The sequence below is a fragment of the Olleya marilimosa CAM030 genome, assembly GCF_000518485.1.
GTDB lineage: Bacteria > Bacteroidota > Bacteroidia > Flavobacteriales > Flavobacteriaceae > Olleya > Olleya marilimosa.
The window spans coordinates 134,643-154,933 of sequence record NZ_JADR01000008.1 but is presented as its reverse complement, the minus strand read 5'-3'; the positions used below and the strand labels follow the sequence as shown (position 1 = coordinate 154,933).

The 20,291-nt window shown below is 34.0% G+C and carries 16 protein-coding genes; 2 read left to right on the top strand and 14 right to left on the bottom strand.

The genetic code is table 11. The features are described 5' to 3' along the window. Positions 1–137: 137 nt before the first annotated feature. Together M890_RS0110745 and M890_RS0110740 are read left to right on the top strand one after the other, a co-directional pair. Positions 138–632 carry a hypothetical protein gene (locus M890_RS0110745; protein ID WP_157243275.1) on the top strand — a complete coding sequence of 165 codons (495 nt, stop codon included), beginning with the start codon at positions 138–140 and terminating at the stop codon, positions 630–632. 165 nt (positions 633–797) lie between these two features. Next, positions 798–1,568 (top strand): PepSY-like domain-containing protein, encoded by a 771-nt coding sequence (locus tag M890_RS0110740; RefSeq protein ID WP_028283548.1) that lies wholly within the window; start codon positions 798–800, stop codon positions 1,566–1,568. A 73-nt stretch (positions 1,569–1,641) separates the two neighbouring features. Here M890_RS0110740 and M890_RS0110735 read toward each other — a convergent pair whose 3' ends face one another. The 14 genes from M890_RS0110735 to M890_RS0110670 form a co-directional block, all read right to left on the bottom strand. Continuing rightward, positions 1,642–2,112 (bottom strand): hypothetical protein, encoded by a 471-nt coding sequence (locus M890_RS0110735; protein ID WP_028283547.1) that lies wholly within the window; start codon positions 2,110–2,112, stop codon positions 1,642–1,644. Positions 2,113–2,285: 173 nt separating this feature from the next. Next, positions 2,286–2,750, bottom strand: a complete 465-nt coding sequence (locus M890_RS0110730; RefSeq protein ID WP_028283546.1) for a PepSY-like domain-containing protein — start codon at positions 2,748–2,750, stop codon at positions 2,286–2,288. Between the two features lie 162 nt (positions 2,751–2,912). Continuing rightward, positions 2,913–3,389 (bottom strand): PepSY-like domain-containing protein, encoded by a 477-nt coding sequence (locus M890_RS0110725; protein WP_028283545.1) that lies wholly within the window; start codon positions 3,387–3,389, stop codon positions 2,913–2,915. 75 nt (positions 3,390–3,464) lie between these two features. Further along, positions 3,465–5,882 carry a TonB-dependent receptor gene (locus M890_RS0110720; protein WP_028283544.1) on the bottom strand — a complete coding sequence of 806 codons (2,418 nt, stop codon included), beginning with the start codon at positions 5,880–5,882 and terminating at the stop codon, positions 3,465–3,467. 188 nt (positions 5,883–6,070) lie between these two features. Further along, positions 6,071–6,484, bottom strand: coding sequence for a heavy-metal-associated domain-containing protein (locus M890_RS0110715; RefSeq protein ID WP_028283543.1), 414 nt, complete (start codon positions 6,482–6,484; stop codon positions 6,071–6,073). Between the two features lie 33 nt (positions 6,485–6,517). Then, entirely contained in the window at positions 6,518–8,233 is a 1,716-nt protein-coding gene (locus tag M890_RS0110710; RefSeq protein WP_028283542.1) for an efflux RND transporter periplasmic adaptor subunit, read from the bottom strand. Then, positions 8,223–8,705, bottom strand: coding sequence for a DUF305 domain-containing protein (locus tag M890_RS0110705; RefSeq protein ID WP_028283541.1), 483 nt, complete (start codon positions 8,703–8,705; stop codon positions 8,223–8,225). The genes M890_RS0110710 and M890_RS0110705 overlap by 11 nt, the downstream gene beginning before the upstream one ends. 18 nt (positions 8,706–8,723) lie before the next feature. Further along, entirely contained in the window at positions 8,724–11,228 is a 2,505-nt protein-coding gene (locus M890_RS0110700; RefSeq protein ID WP_028283540.1) for a heavy metal translocating P-type ATPase, read from the bottom strand. A 4-nt stretch (positions 11,229–11,232) separates the two neighbouring features. Then, positions 11,233–11,760, bottom strand: a complete 528-nt coding sequence (locus M890_RS0110695) for a YybH family protein (protein WP_028283539.1) — start codon at positions 11,758–11,760, stop codon at positions 11,233–11,235. Between the two features lie 11 nt (positions 11,761–11,771). Then, positions 11,772–12,230: a heme-binding domain-containing protein gene (locus M890_RS0110690; protein WP_028283538.1), complete on the bottom strand. Its 459-nt coding sequence runs from the start codon at positions 12,228–12,230 to the stop codon at positions 11,772–11,774. Next, a complete protein-coding gene (locus M890_RS0110685; RefSeq protein ID WP_028283537.1) occupies positions 12,231–12,839 on the bottom strand; it encodes a DUF3347 domain-containing protein in 609 nt (202 codons plus the stop codon). Positions 12,840–12,874: 35 nt separating this feature from the next. Then, positions 12,875–15,259, bottom strand: a complete 2,385-nt coding sequence (locus M890_RS0110680) for a multicopper oxidase domain-containing protein (protein WP_028283536.1) — start codon at positions 15,257–15,259, stop codon at positions 12,875–12,877. Positions 15,260–15,262: 3 nt separating this feature from the next. Further along, positions 15,263–16,480 carry a TolC family protein gene (locus M890_RS0110675; protein ID WP_028283535.1) on the bottom strand — a complete coding sequence of 406 codons (1,218 nt, stop codon included), beginning with the start codon at positions 16,478–16,480 and terminating at the stop codon, positions 15,263–15,265. Continuing rightward, positions 16,477–20,262 (bottom strand): efflux RND transporter permease subunit, encoded by a 3,786-nt coding sequence (locus tag M890_RS0110670; RefSeq protein ID WP_028283534.1) that lies wholly within the window; start codon positions 20,260–20,262, stop codon positions 16,477–16,479. Before M890_RS0110670 ends, M890_RS0110675 begins: the two co-directional genes overlap by 4 nt. Positions 20,263–20,291 lie beyond the last annotated feature (29 nt).

The following is a 20,291-nucleotide window of genomic DNA, read 5'->3' as shown; positions in this document are numbered from 1 at the left end:
TGATGTTGTTTGGTCTTTACTTGTCTTTCGCAAACGAATTATATTTTAATTCCGTTTTTACAGCTGAAGATGGCATTATAGAATGGTTTACATTTTTGTTTCTTTTGTCGAGCTGTATATTACTGTTCTACAAAACTTTGAAAAGTTGGTCAATAAAACAACGCTCTTGGAAGTTTGGGATGATACTAATGGCATTATTGTTCTTATTTGCTGCTGGCGAGGAAATTTCTTGGGGACAGCGTATTTTTAATATTGAATCAAACGCTTTCTTTGTAGAGAACAACCTTCAAAAAGAAACCAATCTTCACAATTTAACCATTGGTAACATAAGTCTAAACAAGCTTGTTTTTAGCAAAATCATTTTTGGAACTTTACTTATTTACATATTGATTTTACCAGTTGTCTACCTTCTTTTTCATCGAGCGCAAAAATTAATGGATGATTTTGCTATTCCTATAATGGAAGCGCATCACGTTTTAGCATTCATAATCTCTACGGTTATCATTGTTATTATTCCTGCTGAACGTAAATGGGAATTGTATGAATTTTGTTTCGCTTTTATTTTCCTAATGATTTTTTACAACCCATTTAATAGTTGGATATACAAAGACGAAATCTCAAGTGTTCTTTAGATTGTCTTAAACAAATCTTTAGATTTAAAGACTAAACTTGCACTAATAAATCAAAAACTATTTTCTATTTATTGAACAACTCTACCATTCTAATTTTAATCCCTAAATGCATGAAGCAAAACTAAAAGCTGATAAAAAACAAATGTTCAATAAAAAATAAATAGTATGAAAACAATAAAAACAACAATACTTTTAGTGTTAGTGACAGTAAGCATAGTTTCTTGTTCAAAAGACAATCCCAATACAACTCCAGACGGTCCAACAAATGCAAACTTAATAGCATCAAGAGCCGATAATTCTATAAATGTAGCAACAGTTCCCCAAACCATTTTAGACTACATCTCTACAAATTATCCAAGTGAAACTATCGCGACTTCTGAAATTGAAGATAACGGTAATTATGAAGTGGAATTAAATACTGGTGTTGAGCTTATTTTTGACAGCAATGGTGCTTTTTTAGGTATTGATAATGATGGAACTGATGATTTTGGTGACACAGACATTAATCCAGAAGATCTGCCACAAAGTATTTTGGATTATGTTCTTGTAAACTATCCAAATAACACTATTACTGAAGCAGAGCTAGAAAATAATGGTAACTACGAAATAGAACTCGATGACAGTATTGTTTTAGTCTTTGATGGCAATGGTACTTTTCTAGGCGTTGGTGTTGATGAAGATGATAACAATGGAAATGATAATGACGACGAAAACGAAGATGATGACCAAGTTATTGATCCTTCAACATTACCACAAATGGTGCTAGACTATATTAGTACTAATTATCCAAATGAAAATATTTTACAGGCAAAAACGGAAAGTGATGGTGGCTATGAGGTAACTTTAAATACTGGCTTAGAGCTTCATTTTGATACCAATGGTAATTTTACCGAAACAGGTGATGGTGATGACGATGATGACGGTAATGGTGATTAAGATTAAATTAGATAATCCCTAACCCTAATTTAGTTGAGAGAGGTCTTCCAGTTTTGGAAGGCCTTTTTTTATATTAATCATTTTCTATTACAAAATCATTTCTGGCTCTGTCTGTTTCTTTTTCCAAAACAACTAACTTGCTTGTTGTATCAAAAGCTACGACATAAACTTTCCCTTTGCTTAAAATTTCTAATTGATACTGATTATTTTCGGACGTATTTTTGTTGTAAATTTTTATCAGAAATGCTTCAGGCACTTGTTTTGTGAGTGCTGACAAAAGTTGTTTTGGAACACTATCTTCTGAAACCTCAATTCTGGTAGACATCCACTTCCCGCTATCACTATATGCAACAGTTTTGTAATAAAATTTTCTTTGATAAAAAGAAACTTCCCAAGTACTATCATGAGTTTTTAACCAACAAACATCTTGTGGGTTTTTAAATTGCTTGGTAAACGATTCCTGAACCTCAAAAGGAACTTTGGGACTACAAGAAATAACCAACAGCAAAAGAAAAGCTGCCTTAAAAACTGTTTTTAGATTCATTATATATGACTCTTTTAATTTAAGTGATAATGTAAAATCGAATTATGGCTCTAAATGGAAGATATTTTTAAGCGTATTTGAAAATAAAAAAGACCCTAATCTGGCACACAAACTAGGGTCTCTTTATCAAAAAAACTAACCAATCAAACTATTATGAAAAACTTAACTTAACATTAATCTTTATCTTCTTTATCGTCTTCTTTTTTTACTTCTTGTTTTACTATTTTACCATTTGTATCTATTACAACTTCCATGTTGCTTTCTCCTTTTTCTATTTCAAATTCATAGACCATTCCATCTTTGGTTTCAGAGATTTCTACCTCTTCCATTTCATATCCTGGGAATTTAGTGGCTAATACGGTCTTTACATTTTGTGGGATGTCTTTTTCCTCAATTTCGTGTTCTGTTTCTTTCCAAGTGCCATCTTCCAAGAAATTAGCAGAATATTCTACTTTATTCATTTTGAATTCTGCTTCCCATTCGGTAGCGTTTTCTTTTTCCCATTTTACTTTTTTAGCAGTAGGGAATTTTTTTGCAAATGCTTCTTTCACTTTTTGCGGTGCTTTGTCTCCTCCTGAAGCAAAAGCAAATATTGTTGTTACTAAAAAAGCTCCTAATATTACTTTTAATGTTTTCATTTTTTATCGTTTTTTAAATTAATAATAGTATAAATGTAGTACCTAATTCTAAAGTTGATTTTAAGGAAATCTAAAGTAAATTTCAATTAACATTATTTTAATAAAAAAGGCGCATCTACAATGAGGTGCGCCTTTAAAGAGGAATTAAAGGGAAATTTGCTATTAATCATTATCCGTTTCATCGTCTTCATTTTCGTTATCCTCTTGTTTGTTTTCTTTTTTTATAATCTTTCCGTTGGCATCTATAATAACCTCCATGTTACTTTCGCCTTTTTCAATTGCCATTTCATAGGCTTTACCATCTTTGGTTTCGGTTAGCTCCATTCCTTCAATCTCGTAGCCTTCAAAATTGGTATTCATTGCATCCATAACTACTTGTGGAATTTCAGATTCAGAAACTTCGTATTCAGTTTCTATCCAAGTACCATCTTGCATAAAATTTGAAGAGTGCTCTTTTCCGTTAAGCTTAAACTCTGCTTCCCATTCTGTATCTGATTCTTTTTCCCATTCTACATTAGTTGCATTTGGAAATTTCATAGCAAAGGTCTCTTTCACTTTTTGCGGCGCATTACTATCGTCATCGCAGGACATAAAACTGACAGCGATTCCCATTAATACGAAAAATGTAATTTTTTTCATTTTAGATAGTTTTTAAGAATTATCAAATAAAAGTAATATTGAAATCTAAAGATTTGTTTAAGAGAATCTTAAGTTTTAAAACTTATATTTCATTCCCAATCTTACAATCTGGGTTTCGTAATAGTTTTCGTAAAGTGCGGTAAACCCTTCTCCTTTGATTCGTTGTCTTAATCCGAAGTTGTTGAATAAATCGCTTGCCGATAATGTAATTTCTCCTTTTTTATCCCAAATGGATTTCTTTAAGCCTAAATCTATTGAAGAACGTGCCAACTCTTCGCCTTGTGGAATGTTTCGTTTTGAATAATACAATCCGGTAACTTGTGCTTCAATTTCATAAGGTAAAGTAAACGAATTTGAAATTTTAAAATCTCCTGCTGTGTCTGATGATTTGGCAATACTAAATGGTCTTACAAATGGAAATAACAATGTACCTTCAAAAGCATTAATACTATTTCGATAAATATTGGTGCTTGCTGTTAATTTCCAATTTTCAGTTAAGTCTTGACTGAATAATAACTCGATACCTGTGTTGGTGCTTTCGCCAGTATTTTGGTAAATTCGGTTGACAATATCGTAATCTGGATTGCTATTATCTACACTAAAAATGCGTTGATAAGCACCTTTAATTTGTCTGTGATAAATGGCTGAAAATAATGAACCTGAACCCCAATTATAACGATGCGCTGCTTCTACGCTGTTTGTAAACTGAGGACGTAAATACGGGTTTCCGACCTTTAATAATTCTGGGTCATCATATTTTGGAAAGATGCGCAATTCGGGTTCTCCTGGTCTGTCTACTCGACGATTGTAAAATAATGACAGCTTGTTTTTATCATTCAATTTATATGTGAATCTTACACTTGGAAATAATTCAAAATAATCATATTTATCATTACTTGGATAATAAGCATTTTGTGAGTCTAAAACGTAAGACACATCTGTCTGTTCTGCACGTAAACCTGCTTCAACATCAAAACGTTCTTTTTCTAAAAGATAGTTTCCGTAGAACGCATATAGGTTTTCTTTCCATTTTGAAAAATCGCCCAAATCGGGATAAATAATAGACTGGTTTCCTCTATTAATCGTATAATCCACAGGTAAATTTCTAAATCTCACTTTTGCTCCAGCTTCAATTTTACCGCTACTTAATGCACGGGCATAATCTGTTGACACACTTGTGGTGTGTTCAATCGCTCTAATATTAGTCATATCTCTACCAATACGAACCGCAGAACTATCGTTTAAAAAGTAGCTTTCATCCTCTAAACCTCTTGTATATTGTGCATTTGCAGATAACGAATGACCTGCTTGCGGAAAATTATGTTTGTAATTGGCTGCTACATTTATAAAGCTTGTAACCTCTTCTTCTTTCCAAGTATATAAACGATTACGAACATTATTATCTAAATTGATAAATGCGACTTGCGAGGTGTCAATATGCTTTTCCCTATCAAACATTCCAGAAAATGTGATGGCATCATTATCGCTGAGTTCCCAATCTACGCCACCTGTAATTATAGAACGAAACTGTCTTCTGTTTTCAGGAACTTGCGAAATGATATTACGACCATCATCATAATTTCTTGTTGTAAATTCATTGTTAGGCAACGCTTCTTGAATGATGAATTCTGATTGAAGAAAATAATTAAGTTTATCTGTTCTATAATTAAGATTCAAACTTGGAATCAATTTTGGGTTAACTGAAAAACTACCAAAATCTGTTGGTGTGTCTTCTTTTCGTTTCGATAAGGCACCCAACCCAAAAGAAAGTCCTATATCTCCATTTAGTCCTGTTTGTTTTTCCTTTTTATAAATGATATTTACAATACCTGCAAAACCGTTAGCATCGTATTTTGCGGATGGATTGTTGATGATTTCAATACGTTCAATATTAGATGCAGGAATATTGCTTAAACCTTTTTGGTTACCAAAACCTGTAAGGCTTGATTGTTTCCCATCTATTAAAACCACTACTTTATCACTACCACGCAGCACCACTTTCCCTTCTTGGTCGAAAGCAACACCTGGCATTGTTTTCATAGCATCCACCACAGAACCACCAGATTGTGCAACATTATCAGTAAGACTAAAAGACTTTTTATCCAATGCTGAATTTACAGTCGCTCGTTTTGCTTCAATGGTCACTTCATCTAAAGCTTCAGCAGAGGGTTTTAGTTCTATTTTACCTAAATCGAAAATTGGGTTTAATCCGCCAGAAGCAATTTTCCGCTGTACCGTTTCAAAACCTAAATAGGTAATGTTTACGATGTACTTTCCTGTTTTTAAATCCTTGATTTCAAATCGCCCATTATCATCACTAATGCTTCCTGTAACTATGGCATTAGTGGCTTCATCATTTACAGAAACACTAACAAAAGGCAAAGTTTCTTGAGTTTTTTGGTCTATAATTTGACCAGTAATAGTAATTGTTTCTTGTGCGTTTACAAGGAATGAAATAAATAGTAAAAGTATTGTAAGCGTTTGCTTTATCATTAGGTTTCAATTTTTATAGGGCAAAAGTAGTGTTGAAATCTAAAGGGATGCTAAAGAAGTTAAAATATAATGTGTTAAACTTTTCTGTTGGTTTATTACTATAAAATAGGCTGCACAAATGAGTTAAAACAAACTCATTCACACAGCCTTTTATTATTTCAAATTTTTAGTATTCTGAATTGTTATCTCTATTCTTTTTCACCTGATTGATTCATCATCATTTCGTGGTCATATTTGCAGCAACCTGGTAAACTATTGTAAGCATCTTCACTTCCTGCTACCTTTTCAGTATCATATCCTGAAGCTGCGATTGCATTATGAATTGCCATTGCATTGGTTTTGGTATCATCAAAAGAGACATCAATTTTCTTTTTATCGACATCCCAATTGGCATTTGAAACACCTTCAACACCGTTAGCTGCTTTTTCGATAGTGTTTTTACACATTCCGCAATTTCCTCTTACACCAAAAGATAGGTCTGTCATAGCCATTTCTTTTGATACTTCCATAGTCGTAGTTTCTTCAACTTTTTTGGTTTCGTTCTTACAACTTGTTAATCCTATAGCTACTATTGCAGCTACACTTAAAATTACTTTGTTCATTTTTTTAAAATTTAATTGTTATTATTTGATTTATTATTTTTCTATGACTTGTTTTACTTCTCCACAGGTTAACATTGCGTCTCCGTAATATGGATTTCTAATCTCTTTTTCAGCGCTTAACCATATTGCACCTTTATTATTATTTGCCATTGGACATTTTTGAACATATAATGTCGTATCTAAATCATTGATATTTGTAGCCATAGCTATTATGTTTTCATTGAGTATTACAAAATGAGAGCGTTGCTTTTCAATATCGCTATTTTCAGAAATAGCCATTATCATTTCTTTAGTTTTATTGAAGTGTGTTGTTTCCATATTTGCTAAACCACTAGCATCAATAGTTTTAGTTTTAGAATACATGGTTTTAGCAAAATCAGAAACTTTATTAGTATCATTTTGAACAAAAGCATCTTTCATATTTAGATACATTTTTAGTATGATTCTGAATTCCTTTTGAAAACTCTCAGGAAATTTCATTTCCATATGTTCCATTGAAACCATGGATTCTTCTTTTTTGGATTGATTCATCATAGATTTTTTGCCTTGTAATTGCGCTGCTGCGTCAACAGTAAATGTTCCATTTGTTACTATTTCATCGCCATTACTCAAACCATCTAAAACCTCATAATTATTGCCTATTTGATTGCCTAAAACAATTTCACGCATTTCAAAAATGGCCTGGTCTGGACTGGTTTTTAAATACACGACAGAACGCTCTCCTGTCCATAAAACGGCTGTGGATGGAATGGTCAGTACTTGTTCTTTACTTGAAGTCATTCCTTTAACTTTTCCTTCAACAAACATTCCTGGCTTAAAAACATCCTGTTTATTATTAAGTACAGCTCTTAATTTCACAGTTCTTGTTCGGGTATCTAAAACAGGATCTATAAAATCTACTTTAGCTTTAAATTCTTTATTAGCATAAGCATTTGTAGTGACTGAAATCTCTTGTCCTTTTTTAAATACATCGATTTGATTTTCATACACATCAAAACTTGCCCAAACTGTACTTAGATTTGCTATTTTGAGCAAAGGCTGTCCTTGTTTGATATAATCGCCTTGTTCTACTAATTTTTCAGAAACTGTTCCTGAAACCGTTGCATATACCGGAAAATTTTCTTTAACCTTACCAGAAGTTTCAATTTGATTAATTTGATTTTCAGAGAGTTTCCACAATTTTAATTTGTTGCGCACAGCTTTGTATAATGCAGGTTGTGATTCTTTTAGTGAAGATGCTGTAATGAGTTCTTGTTGAGCTGCATATAATTCTGGCGAATAGATAGTTGCCAATAGCTGTCCTTTTCTAACTTCTTCGCCTGTAAAACTTACATTAAGTCGTTCTATTCTTCCTGAAAAATAACTGACTTGAACGGCATTCGCTTCTTCATTCTCTACAATTTTTCCAGATAATTTAACTGTACTATCTTCTGTTTTACCATTGCCTACAATTGACGTTTGAATATTTGCCAAAGCCATTGCGTTTTCTGTTAGCTTGAATTGGTCTGCCATTAAACCATCTGCACTACTTTCGGCAGGAATTAAATCCATACCGCAAATTGGGCAATCGCCAGCTTCTGGTTGCATAATCTGTGGATGCATAGAACACGTCCACATTTGATTGGTTTCTGCTGTTGCTTCGTGATTGTGTTCAGTTTCTTTGGAAGATGAATTACCAAAAAGAAACCATCCTAAAAAGAGTCCAATTGCTAATATCCCTATGTAAATAACTATTTTATTATTTTTCATTCTCTAATCTTTTTATCATTGCTTTCATGTCTTCTATTTCTTTTCGTTGCGCTTCAATAATATCATCAGCCAGTTTTCTAACTTCTGGGTCTTGAATGTCTGCACGCTCACTTGTTAATATAGCAATGGAATGATGTGGAATCATACCTTTTAACCAAAGTACGTCTCCTACAATTGGTGCTTGTGCTCTAACTAATCCTAACGCACTAATAAAAAGCACTAGACTTCCTATAAGTATTGCCATATTTTTCTTTTTGTTTTTATACATTTTCAGCATGAATAACAGCATAATTACTGCCATTGTTGAAATCCCTAAGCAAACCATATAAAAACGAGTCAAGCTGAAATATACGTGATCTATGGCATAGGTATTTAAGTACATTGTTATATACATAGCTATAAATGATAACCCTAACATTAAAAAAAATGTTTTATAGTTTCCTTTATTTGAGTGTTGATTTGAATTTTCCATAATTATTTGATTTAATATTTAAACTTTAATTGTTCTTAATCTTAATGCATTGGCGATAACCGAAACAGAGCTAAAACTCATGGCTAACGCTGCAATCATAGGCGAGAGTAAAATTCCGAGAAAAGGAAATAAAACACCTGCTGCAACAGGCACTCCTAATGTGTTGTAAATGAGTGCAAAAAATAAGTTTTGTTTAATATTTTTCATCACAGCATGACTCAAATTTTTTGCTTTTACAATTCCGTGTAAATCTCCTTTTACCAAGGTTATCATAGCACTTTCAATAGCTACAGATGTACCTGTACCCATAGCGATACCTACATCACTTTTAGCAAGTGCTGGTGCATCATTAATACCATCGCCCGCCATAGCAACAACTTTTCCTTTTTCTTGTAGTTTCTCGATTTCTTTGAGTTTATCCTTAGGCAACATACTTGCTTTAAAATCTGTAAGATTTAATTCGGTTGCTACTGCTTGCGCTGTGTCGTGATTATCGCCTGTTAACATGATGACTTCAATACCTTTGTCTTGAAGTTCCTTAATGGCTTTGGCGCTAGTCCCCTTAATTTTATCTCCTATTACTACATAACCAGTAACTGTTTTATCAATTGATAAATAAGAAACTGTCTTTCCTTGTTTTTGATACGTTTTAGCTTCTTCCTCCATTTGAGAGGTTATGGCTGCATTGGCATAATCCATCATCTTAGGATTTCCTAATGCTATTTTTTTATTATTAATAGTAGCTTCTACACCTTTACCTGTAACTGCGCTAAATGCATCTGATTTTAAAATTTCAGAATTTTGTTCTTTTCCATATTTAACTGTAGCTTCTGCTAATGGGTGTTCGCTATTGGTATTTAATGAAACGATATATTTCAGAATGTCATTTTCGCTAAAATCAGCATCAAAAGCACCTACTGTTTCAACGGTTGGTTTTCCTTCTGTAATTGTTCCTGTCTTATCTACAATTAGCGTCGTAACCTTATCCATTTTTTCAAGTGCTTCGGCATTTTTAATCAATACACCATTTTGAGCACCTTTACCCACACCAACCATTACAGACATAGGTGTTGCCAATCCCAATGCACAAGGACAAGCTATTATCAAAACAGCAATAGCATTCACAAAGGCATAAACATAAACTGGTTCTGGTCCCCAAATTGCCCAAACCGCAAAAGTTAGTAATGAAATAATGACCACAACAGGCACGAAATAACCGGATACTTTATCAGCCAAATTCTGAATTGGTGCACGACTTCTACTAGCATTGTTAACCATGTGGATGATTTGAGAAAGTAGTGTATCGCTCCCCACTTTTTCAGCTTTCATTAAAAAAGATTGATTACCATTTATTGTTCCGCTACTAACTTTATCATCTACTGTTTTATTAACAGGAATTGGCTCTCCAGTAATCATGGACTCATCAATGGTTGTATCTCCTTCTGTTATTGAGCCATCCACAGGAATTTTATCGCCTGGTTTAACTTTTAGAATATCATTTAATTCAATAGCGTCGATGGTTACTTCAACGTCTTCGCCATCTACTACTTTTATAGCTTTATTGGGTGCTAACTTTAACAATTCTTTTACTGCGGAATTGGTTTTACTATGCGCACGAGCTTCTAACAACTGTCCTAAAAGCACCAAGGTTAGAATAACCGTTGCTGCCTCAAAATAGACGTGTACTGCACCTGATTCTGTTTTAAATTGAGCAGGAAACACATCTGGAAACAACATACCAAAAACACTAAATAACCAAGCTACACCTGCACCAATCCCAATGAGTGTAAACATATTAAGATTCCATGTTTTTATACTTCTATAAGCACGTTCAAAGAACATCCACGTGGCATAAAATACAACTGGAATGGATAATGCAAACTGAATCCAATTCCAGTATTTCTGTTCCATTATATCGTACAATGGATTGTTATTGAGCATTTCGCTCATTGCGATTATAAAAACTGGTAAAGTGAAAACGGATGCTATCCAAAACTTCTTCAATAATTTTTTATAGGTCTTTTCTTCTGCTGAAACATCTGGTTGCATTGGTACTAAATCCATACCGCAAATAGGACACGAACCTGCTTCATCTTTTACAACTTCTGGGTGCATTGGACATGTCCATTGTTCAGCTGTAGCTTGTTTTGATAGATTTTGTTCTTCGACCAAATCCATTCCGCAAATAGGGCAATCGCCTGGTTTATCGTAAGTTTTATCCCCTTCGCAATGCATTGGGCAATAAAATGTGCCTGTACCTTTGCCTTTTGATGTTTTTTCTGTTTTATCTTCTAAATGATGATGATGTTCACCTTGTTTATGAATACTGTATCTCCCACCATCATTTTTTAAGGCTTCTTGAAATGTTTCTATAGGAATATGCGATTCCATTTCGATTGTAGCTTCTGCCTTTTCTAAATTGACTGTTGCTTTTGAAACACCTTCCACTTTTGAAAGTGTTTCTTCTACGTGAGTACGACAACCGTTACAGGTCATTCCGTGTATGTGATATGTGTGTTTCATAAGCTTATTGATTTATTTTTTTAAATGATGTATGTGAATGGATAATTTTCCATTCTCCATTAATCTTTTCAAGAATTGAAGTCGCCACACCTTTGCTTTCAATAGTTCGCTCTTGTGTACCTTTAACTTCATCACCTTTTAGAACTATCGTATATAAATAGTTTTCAGTAGTATAAGCGTAAGGTAAGTTTACAGTAGTATTGATTTCATAATCTGAAAATGTAAAGCTTTTAAAATGGCCTAATTCGGGTCCTAAATGGTGGTCTATATAATCTTTGTAAGTACCTTCAACTTTACCTTGTTCAAATACGGTTGCATCTGGTGTAAAAAGCTCAAAAGTACCTTTGGTAGTTAGATTTTGAATAGCATCTTTATATGCCTTCATTACTTTTTCAACTGACTGTTTTTCAGATTGTATAACTACAACTACTTCTTTTGCTAACGTTTCTACTTCTGCTTGTTCTTTGTTCTTACAACTGCTAATAATAGCAAAACTTAAAAGAATGAGTAATACGGATTTTTTGAGTTTCATAGAATTGGTTTTTAATTAGTTATACTGTCTTTTAATTGCTTAACCCAATTGAGGATTTCTTCCTTTTCTTCTTCTGAAAACCTTGCTTCTTTATGAATCAAAGTATAAGAAGATAAAGGCATCTCATCACTTTCAATCTGCTTAATTATTGAACTTAACTTACTTGCCTTTCTTCGGTCAGATAAAGAATCCCATTTACTAAAATTTAATTCGGCTTTACCTTCTTTAATATGGTCTTCTAAAAACCAAGCAACTGGTTGCATTTTGTTATACCAAGGATAGTTTGTGTTATTACTGTGGCAATCATAACAAGATACTTGCAACTTACTTTTAATGTTATTTGGAACTTTGTTAACTAACATAAAATCGGTTACAGGAACAATAGCGCTTTGGTTGTGTTCTGTGGGAATAAATTGTATTCCCACAAAAGCAACTAATAAAACCAATATTATCTTTTTAACAATTTTCATTTAGTTAATCTCTTTCTGTACTTTACCACATTTCAACATCTGGCTTCCGTAATACGGGTTACGTACTTCTTCATTTTTACTTAACCAAGCACTTCCTTTATCGTACATTGGGCAAAATTGCTCGTATAAAGTATTTGCTGTGCCTGTAATGGCAACCATATCTGTAACATCTTTACTTAAAACTTTAAAATGTTCTCTTTGATGTGCCATTGGACTTTCTGAAATATGTTCTGCGTGTTCTATTGCATCTTCAACAATTTCTTTTAATTCTGTTTGTTGCTCCTCTGTATATTTAGAAACATCTAAATTTTCTAAACTTTTTTTTAATACTGCCCCAAATTCTTTTGCTTTAGTTTCATCATCTGCAACTAAAGCATCTTTTAGATTGAAATAATCTTTAAGTATCATTTCTGCATTTCCGTCTTGATTGCTAGTCATTGCCATTTCTTTTTTATCACTATCGTGATGACCATCACTATTGTCGTGATTCATTTCTGTTTTATGACCTTCATCGTTGTTCTGTTCTTTTTTTGCGTCTTTACACGACATCGCGATTAATGTTAAAAATGTCATTGCTAAAATTCCTGTTATTACTTTTAAATTTTTCATTGTTTTTTATTTATTTAATTATTAATGTTTATTGTTTAAAATCTTACCAAAAGACCGCCACCCCAACCGTATCGGTTGTTATAGTTGCCTTGTATTGAAAAATTTCGTGATAAAATATAAGAGGCTCCAACTAACCATTGGGTTTCACCTTGATAGGATGTATTCCCTATATCATTGACCCAACCAAAGTCTGCTCTGTATTCATATTCGCCTTCTATAAAAAGTCTTGGAAATAGCAAAAGCTCTCTATCTAAACGGATTCTTGGACGCAATTGATGGTCCATACTCACATCTACATTAAATCTATAGGGTGTGAAATATTTAACACCAACTAATCCTACGGTATTAAACGTGTCATAAGAATCCGGTGTTGACGTTTCGGTATTTACACCTGCATACACGCGCACCCAATCATTTAAGTATCGGTTGTAATTTACTTCTACTTCAGCATTTCGGTCATAGTCAAATTCGGCACGCAAGCCAAATTCATTTCTAATATTACTGGACATAAGGTTTAATTCTGTGAAATTTGAACCTGCACGAGCTCTTCCCCAAGAATAATAATGGTCTGTTTCATTGATGAGTTTTTGAACTGGATAGGCTTCCATTCTTTCATCCCTTGGTGTGTCATAACTAAATACTCTTGCCATACCACCCATCATATGATATAATACATGGCAATGAAAAAACCAATCGCCATATTCTTCGTTATAAAATTCAATAATCACTTTTTGCATTGGTGGCACATTGACCGTATGTTTTAAAGGCGAACGTTCTCCATTTTCATTAATAACCCTAAAATAATGACCATGAAGATGCATTGGATGGTGCATCATTGTTAAGTTATTTAAGGTTATTCTGGTAACCTCTCCACCTTTAATTTTAATCTTATCGGTTTCAGATAATGGCACACCATTTATGCTCCACACATAGCGTTGCATATTACCTGTTAGATTGAGTAAAAGGTCATTTACAGGTAAATCTTCCTTATAAGTAGTATTTTCTTTTGCCTTTAAAAAATCATAGTTGAAATATGTTTTACGTGCATTATAATCAAACGACCTAGAGTCTTTCTGCATCATAGACATATTATGGTTCATTGGCATAGAATCCTTTTTCATATCCATCTTTTTGTCCATTTCCATTTGCATATGATTATCATTCATATTCATAGGTTTTTGGTCGTCCTTTTTCATACTCATTTGGTTATCCATCTTACCATCTTTCATCGACATCTTATTATTCATATCCATATTCATATTGCCATCTTTCATATCCATTTGCATTCCATACCTTTTCATTAAAGCTTCAGGTGTATTTTTCTTTTGATTTCCTGCCATTGCAGGTGCACCCATTTTCATATCCATTTTAGCCATTTGCTTCATCATCGCAACTTTGTCTGGTCTATCTATTACAGTTGCAGGAAAAAGTTTGCCACTTCCTAAACGAATGGATGTACTGCCAGAGCCATCTTGTGTGGTTGCTGTAACTTCCAATATACCGTTAGGAATAGTCACTATAACATCATAGGTTTCTGCGATACCAAAGAGAAATCTGCTTTTGTTGACTGGTGTGACATCAACACCATCACTTGATACGATTAATGGGTTACCTGCTCCAAAATCCATCCAATAATAAGATGAGGCAGAGGCGTTGATAAAACGAAGTCTTACTTTTTCTCCAGATTTAAACTCTGGATATTCCGCCAATTTTTTACCATTAGATAGAAAGGCAGGGTAATAAATATCAGCAATATCTGCGCCTTCCATTCTATCGCGCCAAAACTTAAATTGCGCACCTAATGCACCTTCTTTTATAACTCTACTTAACGGTACAGCTGTTCCTTTTTTAATTTGATACCATTCGTTACCTCGTTTAAGGTTACGAAGCACATTCATTGGTTTTTCATTTGTCCAATCCGAAAGAACTACGACTAAATCTATATCATATTCCAATGTTTTTTCTTTAGGCCGAATAACAATTGAGCCATATACTCCTTTCTGCTCTTGTAACATGGTGTGGGAATGATACCAATACGTACCAGATTGGTTGATAGGGATTCTATATTGAAATGTTGTACCAGGTTTTATTGGTGGCGTTGTTAAATAGGGCACACCATCATAAAAATTAGGAAGAATTAATCCGTGCCAATGCACAGAGGTTTCTTCATCCATTTTGTTGGTAACATTAATAATAGCGAGGTCTCCTTCATTAAATTCTAAAACTGGCCCAGGAATACTACCATTGATTGTCATACCTTTTGCAGTTACACCAGCAAGTGTCATTTCATTTTCTTCTATAGTGAGGTTATACTCTTTTATATTTCTTCCTTCTTCGTTTCTATCATCTCCATTAGTCCCTACTTGGGCAAATGAGATTGACGCTAGGAATAAAAGAAGTATTGTGTTTAATATTTTCATTGTTTACTGAATTAAATAATTAATTATAGTACTCTGAACATAGTAGGTCTTAACAGACTCTATTTGGTTCATTTGAAATTTTAGTTGTAATTCTTGAATATCCAGAACATCATTAAAATCAATCGTTCCTGTTTCGTAGCTTTTGATTAAAATGTCTTCTGCATCTTTGGCTTGTTTTAAGTTCTTGGTTTGAGTCTCATAACTTATTCTTGTCGAAATACGCTCATTAATTGCTTTACTTAAAAGCGTTTCCAAAGTGTTTAATCGTTCTTGTTTTTGAGCTCTTATTTCTTGCTGTTCTAACTCATTTTGCTTGGTTTGAGATTTATATTTTTTATTAAAAATTGGGATGGACACCGAAACCATAGGCATTACAATATCTTTACCGTTATCAGAGAAATTCATATCTGGTCTTTCAGAAACGTTGATATAGTCCAAGCCAAAACCAATCATAGGACTGCTTTCTTTTTGGTTTAATAATTCGGATTGCTCTACCGAATGATAAAGTTTATCGAATTTTAGTAATTCAGGGTGTAAGGCTAAATTTTTAGTAGTGATTTCAAAGTCTTCTGAAGGCATCATTAAACTATCTACCACAGTAACAGCAGTATCATTTTTCCTGTTCAAAAGCTTATTGAAATTGGTTTGTTCTGCTAAAAACTGTTGACTTAAAACATCTTTTAGTTGTTGCATTTCATTTTGACGCATTTGCAATCGCAACACATCTACAGCAGATGCTTTACCAACCTCAACAGATGTTAGTGCTAATGTTTCATAGGTTTCCAATAGTTTAATGTTTTCTGTTAGCACCCTTTGTTTCGCTTTGTTAGCGTATAAATTATAATAGGATTGTGATACTGAAGCCATCAATTTTCGCTTTGCAATAACAATGTCTTCATATTTTGCATCCGCTAATGAACTCACATAATTTTCTCTCGATGTAATGGTTCCGAACCAAGGCAACATTTGTTTAGCCGATATTTTAAATTGTTGCGCTCCTGTTCTCGTTTCTGGTTCGCTCACAAAGTAACCTACACCAAATTCGGTATTAGGAATGGTATTGACTTCGTTTACTTTTTCAGAAGCTCTTTTGTATTGCAACTCAAATTTTTGAATTTCAGGATTATTACTTAATGCTTCATTAATAAGCGTTTCTAATTCTTGTGCATTAGAAACACTAAAAGCTAATAAACCTATGAGTGTATAAATTATTCTTTTCATTTGTTTGCTCTTTTCAATTTAAACTCTTCTCTCCAGCTATATAATACTGGTACAATAAAATAAGAGGTAATGTCTATAACCATGCCTCCAAATATTGGAATTGCCATAGGTATCATAATATCACTTCCTTTTCCTGTGGATGTCAATACCGGCAACAGCGCCAAAATGGTAGTTACCGTAGTCATTAAACACGGGCGAATACGTTTTTCGGCCGCTTGTAAAGCGGAAGTTCTTATGCTCTTTTTATCCGAAGGTTTTTCTCGCTCAAAAGTTTGCGTGAGGTATGTTGCCATTACGACACCATCATCTGTTGCAATACCGAATAGGGCTATGAAACCTACCCAAACCGCCACACTTAAATTGATGGTTTTCATATTGAAAAGTTCCCGCATATTTTCTCCAAACAAACTAAAATTGAAAAACCAATCTTGACCGTAAAGCCATAGCATAATAAAACCCCCTGCAAATGCAACCGTTATTCCTGTAAATACCATTAGTGAAGTAGTAACAGATTTGAACTGGAAATACAGAATGATAAAAATAATTGCAAGCGCTAATGGAACGACAACTGATAAAGTTTTTTCAGCTCGCAACTGATTTTCATAAGTTCCCGTAAATTTATAACTGATGCCTTTAGGAACAGTTAATTCTCCTGCATCTATTTTTTGTTGAAACAACGCTTGTGCATTTTCAACAACATCCACTTCTGCAAACCCATCTAATTTATCAAACAATACATAACCGACTAAAAAGGTGTCCTCACTTTTAATGACTTGTGGACCTTGCTCATAGCGAATAGTCGCTAACTCACTTAATGGAACAGGGCTACCTTTTTCAACAGGAATATAAATGCCTTTTATATCTTCTGGGTTACCACGCAGCTCTCTTGGATAACGTACTCTAACAGCATAACGCTCTCTACCTTCAACCGTTTGCGTTAAAGCCATACCACCTATTGCAACCTTTAGCACGTTTTGCACATCTTCAATTGACACACCATAACGTGCTATCTTTTCCCTATCAATATCAATGAGTAAATACGGTTTACCAACAATTCTATCTGCAAAAACAGCTTCAACCTTAACACCTTCTGCCTGTTTTAAAAGACTTTCCAATTGCAAACCAAACGCTTCAATTTGTTTTAAATCTTGTCCTTTTACTTTTATTCCCATTGGTGCTCGCATACCTGTTTGCAGCATAACCAACCTGGTTTCTATGGGTTGTAATTTTGGTGCGGAAGTAACGCCTGGTAATTTGGTAACTCTAACGATTTCATTCCAAATATCGTCTGGTGATTGTATTTCTGGTCGCCAATTTCTGTAGTATTCTCCATTATCGTCTTCAATTAGTTGTTCATTTGTTAGATTTTTAGAAGTCGAAATTCTTACCGCTTTCTTCTCGACAGAGCCTGTGCTGAGCGTAGCCGAAGCACTCGAACTGACTGCTATATTTTGGTTATGAAATAAACTACCATCTTTCAATTCAAATAAACCGTCCTCATTTACTTTGTAACGTTGCCTTTTACCTTCGGAATTTCGCATATATTCAGATTTGTATTGAATCATATTTTCATACATCGACAAAGGTGCTGGGTCTAAAGCCGATTCTGTTCGACCAGCTTTTCCAACTACGGTTTCAATTTCTGGAATAGTAGCTACTGCCATATCTAATTGTTGAAGCACTCTTTTGTTTTCTTCAACACCAGAATGTGGTAATGAGGTTGGCATTAATAAAAATGAACCTTCATTTAAAGATGGCATAAATTCTTTTCCAGTATTGTTCATAATCCAAATACCAGAAATAAGCACGGTAGTTGGTATCATTAAAAACAAGAGTTTGTTTGCTAAAGCCCAGTTTAAAATCTGTCCATAATACCTTCTGAAAATTGAAAATATTCCTAAAATTCCGAAGCAAATGATAGCGACAAAAATTAAGTTGATGAAGATACTTCTGTCAAAACCTAGCGGTCTCCAATATTCAGCAAGTAAGAATACAATAGCAGCACAAGAGATGATGATATTAACAAGATTGCTATTCTTTTTGTTGAGTTTTCTCGAAACTCCCAATAAACCTGTGACACCAAAAGCAATTAAAATTATACCTAACCAATATCCAACACCTATAATTGCGATTCCAGCAATTATTAAAGCACCATTTAAAATATGCTTAAAAGAATTTTTAAGTGATGTTTTTCTGAATAAATAAGCTGCAAATGGTGGAATTAAAAACAATGCAATGACCAAAGATGCTGATAACGCCATCGTTTTGGTAAAAGCAAGTGGTCTAAATAGTTTTCCTTCTGCACCAATCATTGTAAACACAGGAACAAAACTGATAATTGTGGTTAATACCGCAGTTAAAATCGCTCCAGAAACTTCGGCTGTGGCATTATAAATTATTTCATCTGTGGTAAATGATGTTCCATCGTCACGCAATCGTAATTTTTTATCATCGAGATGGCGAATCATGTTCTCTGCGAGAATGACGCCTACATCTACCATAGTTCCAATAGCAATAGCAATTCCTGAAAGGGCTACAATATTGGCATCAACGTTAAACAGTTTCATGGTAACAAATACCATTAATACGGCGACAGGCAGCAATCCAGAAATTAAAATAGAAGCTCTTAAATTGAAAACCATAACAATAATAACCAAAATGGTAATTAATATTTCTAGTGTCAATGCTTCATTAAGCGTGTCTAATGTTTCATGAATCAATTCGGTACGATCATAGAAAGGAACGATTGTTAATTGAGATGTTCTACCGTCTGCCAATACTTTTGTTGGTAATCCACCTTTCAGTTCCTCAATTTGCGCCTTTACATTGTTAATGACTTCCATTGGATTTGCACCATATCGTGCCACTACAACACCACCAACCACTTCCGCACCTTCTTTATCTAATAAACCTCTTCGTGTTGCAGGACCTAATGATACTTTACCAATGTCTTTAATTTTAATTGAGGTAAAATCTTCTGATGTCACTACAGCATTTTCAATATCTTCAACAGATTTCACATAACCCAAACCACGCACTAAATATTCAGCTTGATTGATTTCTAAAGTCTGCGCACCAATATCTTGATTGCTACTTTTAACCGCTTTTACAATCTGGTTTAAACTAATGTTATATTGACGCATCAACTCTGGATTGACATCCACTTGATATTCCTGAACATAACCACCAATAGAAGCGACTTCAGAAACACCGCTTGCACTAGATAAAGCATATTTTACGTAGTAATCTTGAATGCTACGCAGTTCGTGTAAATCCCAACCACCAGTAACTTTTCCGTTTTCATCACGTCCTTCAAGTGTATACCAAAATATTTGTCCTAATCCTGTTGCATCTGGACCCAAAGCAGGATTAACACCTTCAGGTAATAAACCACTTGGTAATGAATTGAGTTTTTCTAGAATACGACTACGACTCCAATAGAATTCTACATCTTCTTCAAAAATGATATAGATACTTGAAAAGCCGAACATAGACGAACTACGAATCGTTTTTACTCCTGGAATACCGAGTAAAGAAGTCGTTAATGGATAAGTGATTTGGTCTTCTATATCTTGTGGCGAACGACCATCCCACTTTGTAAATACAATTTGTTGATTTTCTCCGATATCTGGAATGGCATCAACAGCCACAGGATTACTTGGTAAAAACCCTGTATCCCAATTGAAAGGTGCGTTTACAGTTCCCCATCCAACAAAAAGGGCAAGTAGTAGAACTGCAACGAGTTTATTCTCTATAAGAAATTTGATTGCTTTATTAAGCATATATTTTGATTATTAAACAGTTAGACATT

Coding starts and splice junctions, on each gene's coding strand:
- M890_RS0110740 (WP_028283548.1), top strand. CDS start 798: ATGAAAACAATAAAAACAACAATACTTTTAGTGTTAGTGACAGTAAGC.
- M890_RS0110735 (WP_028283547.1), bottom strand. CDS start 2,112: ATGAATCTAAAAACAGTTTTTAAGGCAGCTTTTCTTTTGCTGTTGGTT.
- M890_RS0110730 (WP_028283546.1), bottom strand. CDS start 2,750: ATGAAAACATTAAAAGTAATATTAGGAGCTTTTTTAGTAACAACAATA.
- M890_RS0110725 (WP_028283545.1), bottom strand. CDS start 3,389: ATGAAAAAAATTACATTTTTCGTATTAATGGGAATCGCTGTCAGTTTT.
- M890_RS0110720 (WP_028283544.1), bottom strand. CDS start 5,882: ATGATAAAGCAAACGCTTACAATACTTTTACTATTTATTTCATTCCTT.
- M890_RS0110715 (WP_028283543.1), bottom strand. CDS start 6,484: ATGAACAAAGTAATTTTAAGTGTAGCTGCAATAGTAGCTATAGGATTA.
- M890_RS0110710 (WP_028283542.1), bottom strand. CDS start 8,233: ATGAAAAATAATAAAATAGTTATTTACATAGGGATATTAGCAATTGGA.
- M890_RS0110705 (WP_028283541.1), bottom strand. CDS start 8,705: ATGGAAAATTCAAATCAACACTCAAATAAAGGAAACTATAAAACATTT.
- M890_RS0110700 (WP_028283540.1), bottom strand. CDS start 11,228: ATGAAACACACATATCACATACACGGAATGACCTGTAACGGTTGTCGT.
- M890_RS0110695 (WP_028283539.1), bottom strand. CDS start 11,760: ATGAAACTCAAAAAATCCGTATTACTCATTCTTTTAAGTTTTGCTATT.
- M890_RS0110690 (WP_028283538.1), bottom strand. CDS start 12,230: ATGAAAATTGTTAAAAAGATAATATTGGTTTTATTAGTTGCTTTTGTG.
- M890_RS0110685 (WP_028283537.1), bottom strand. CDS start 12,839: ATGAAAAATTTAAAAGTAATAACAGGAATTTTAGCAATGACATTTTTA.
- M890_RS0110680 (WP_028283536.1), bottom strand. CDS start 15,259: ATGAAAATATTAAACACAATACTTCTTTTATTCCTAGCGTCAATCTCA.
- M890_RS0110675 (WP_028283535.1), bottom strand. CDS start 16,480: ATGAAAAGAATAATTTATACACTCATAGGTTTATTAGCTTTTAGTGTT.
- M890_RS0110670 (WP_028283534.1), bottom strand. CDS start 20,262: ATGCTTAATAAAGCAATCAAATTTCTTATAGAGAATAAACTCGTTGCA.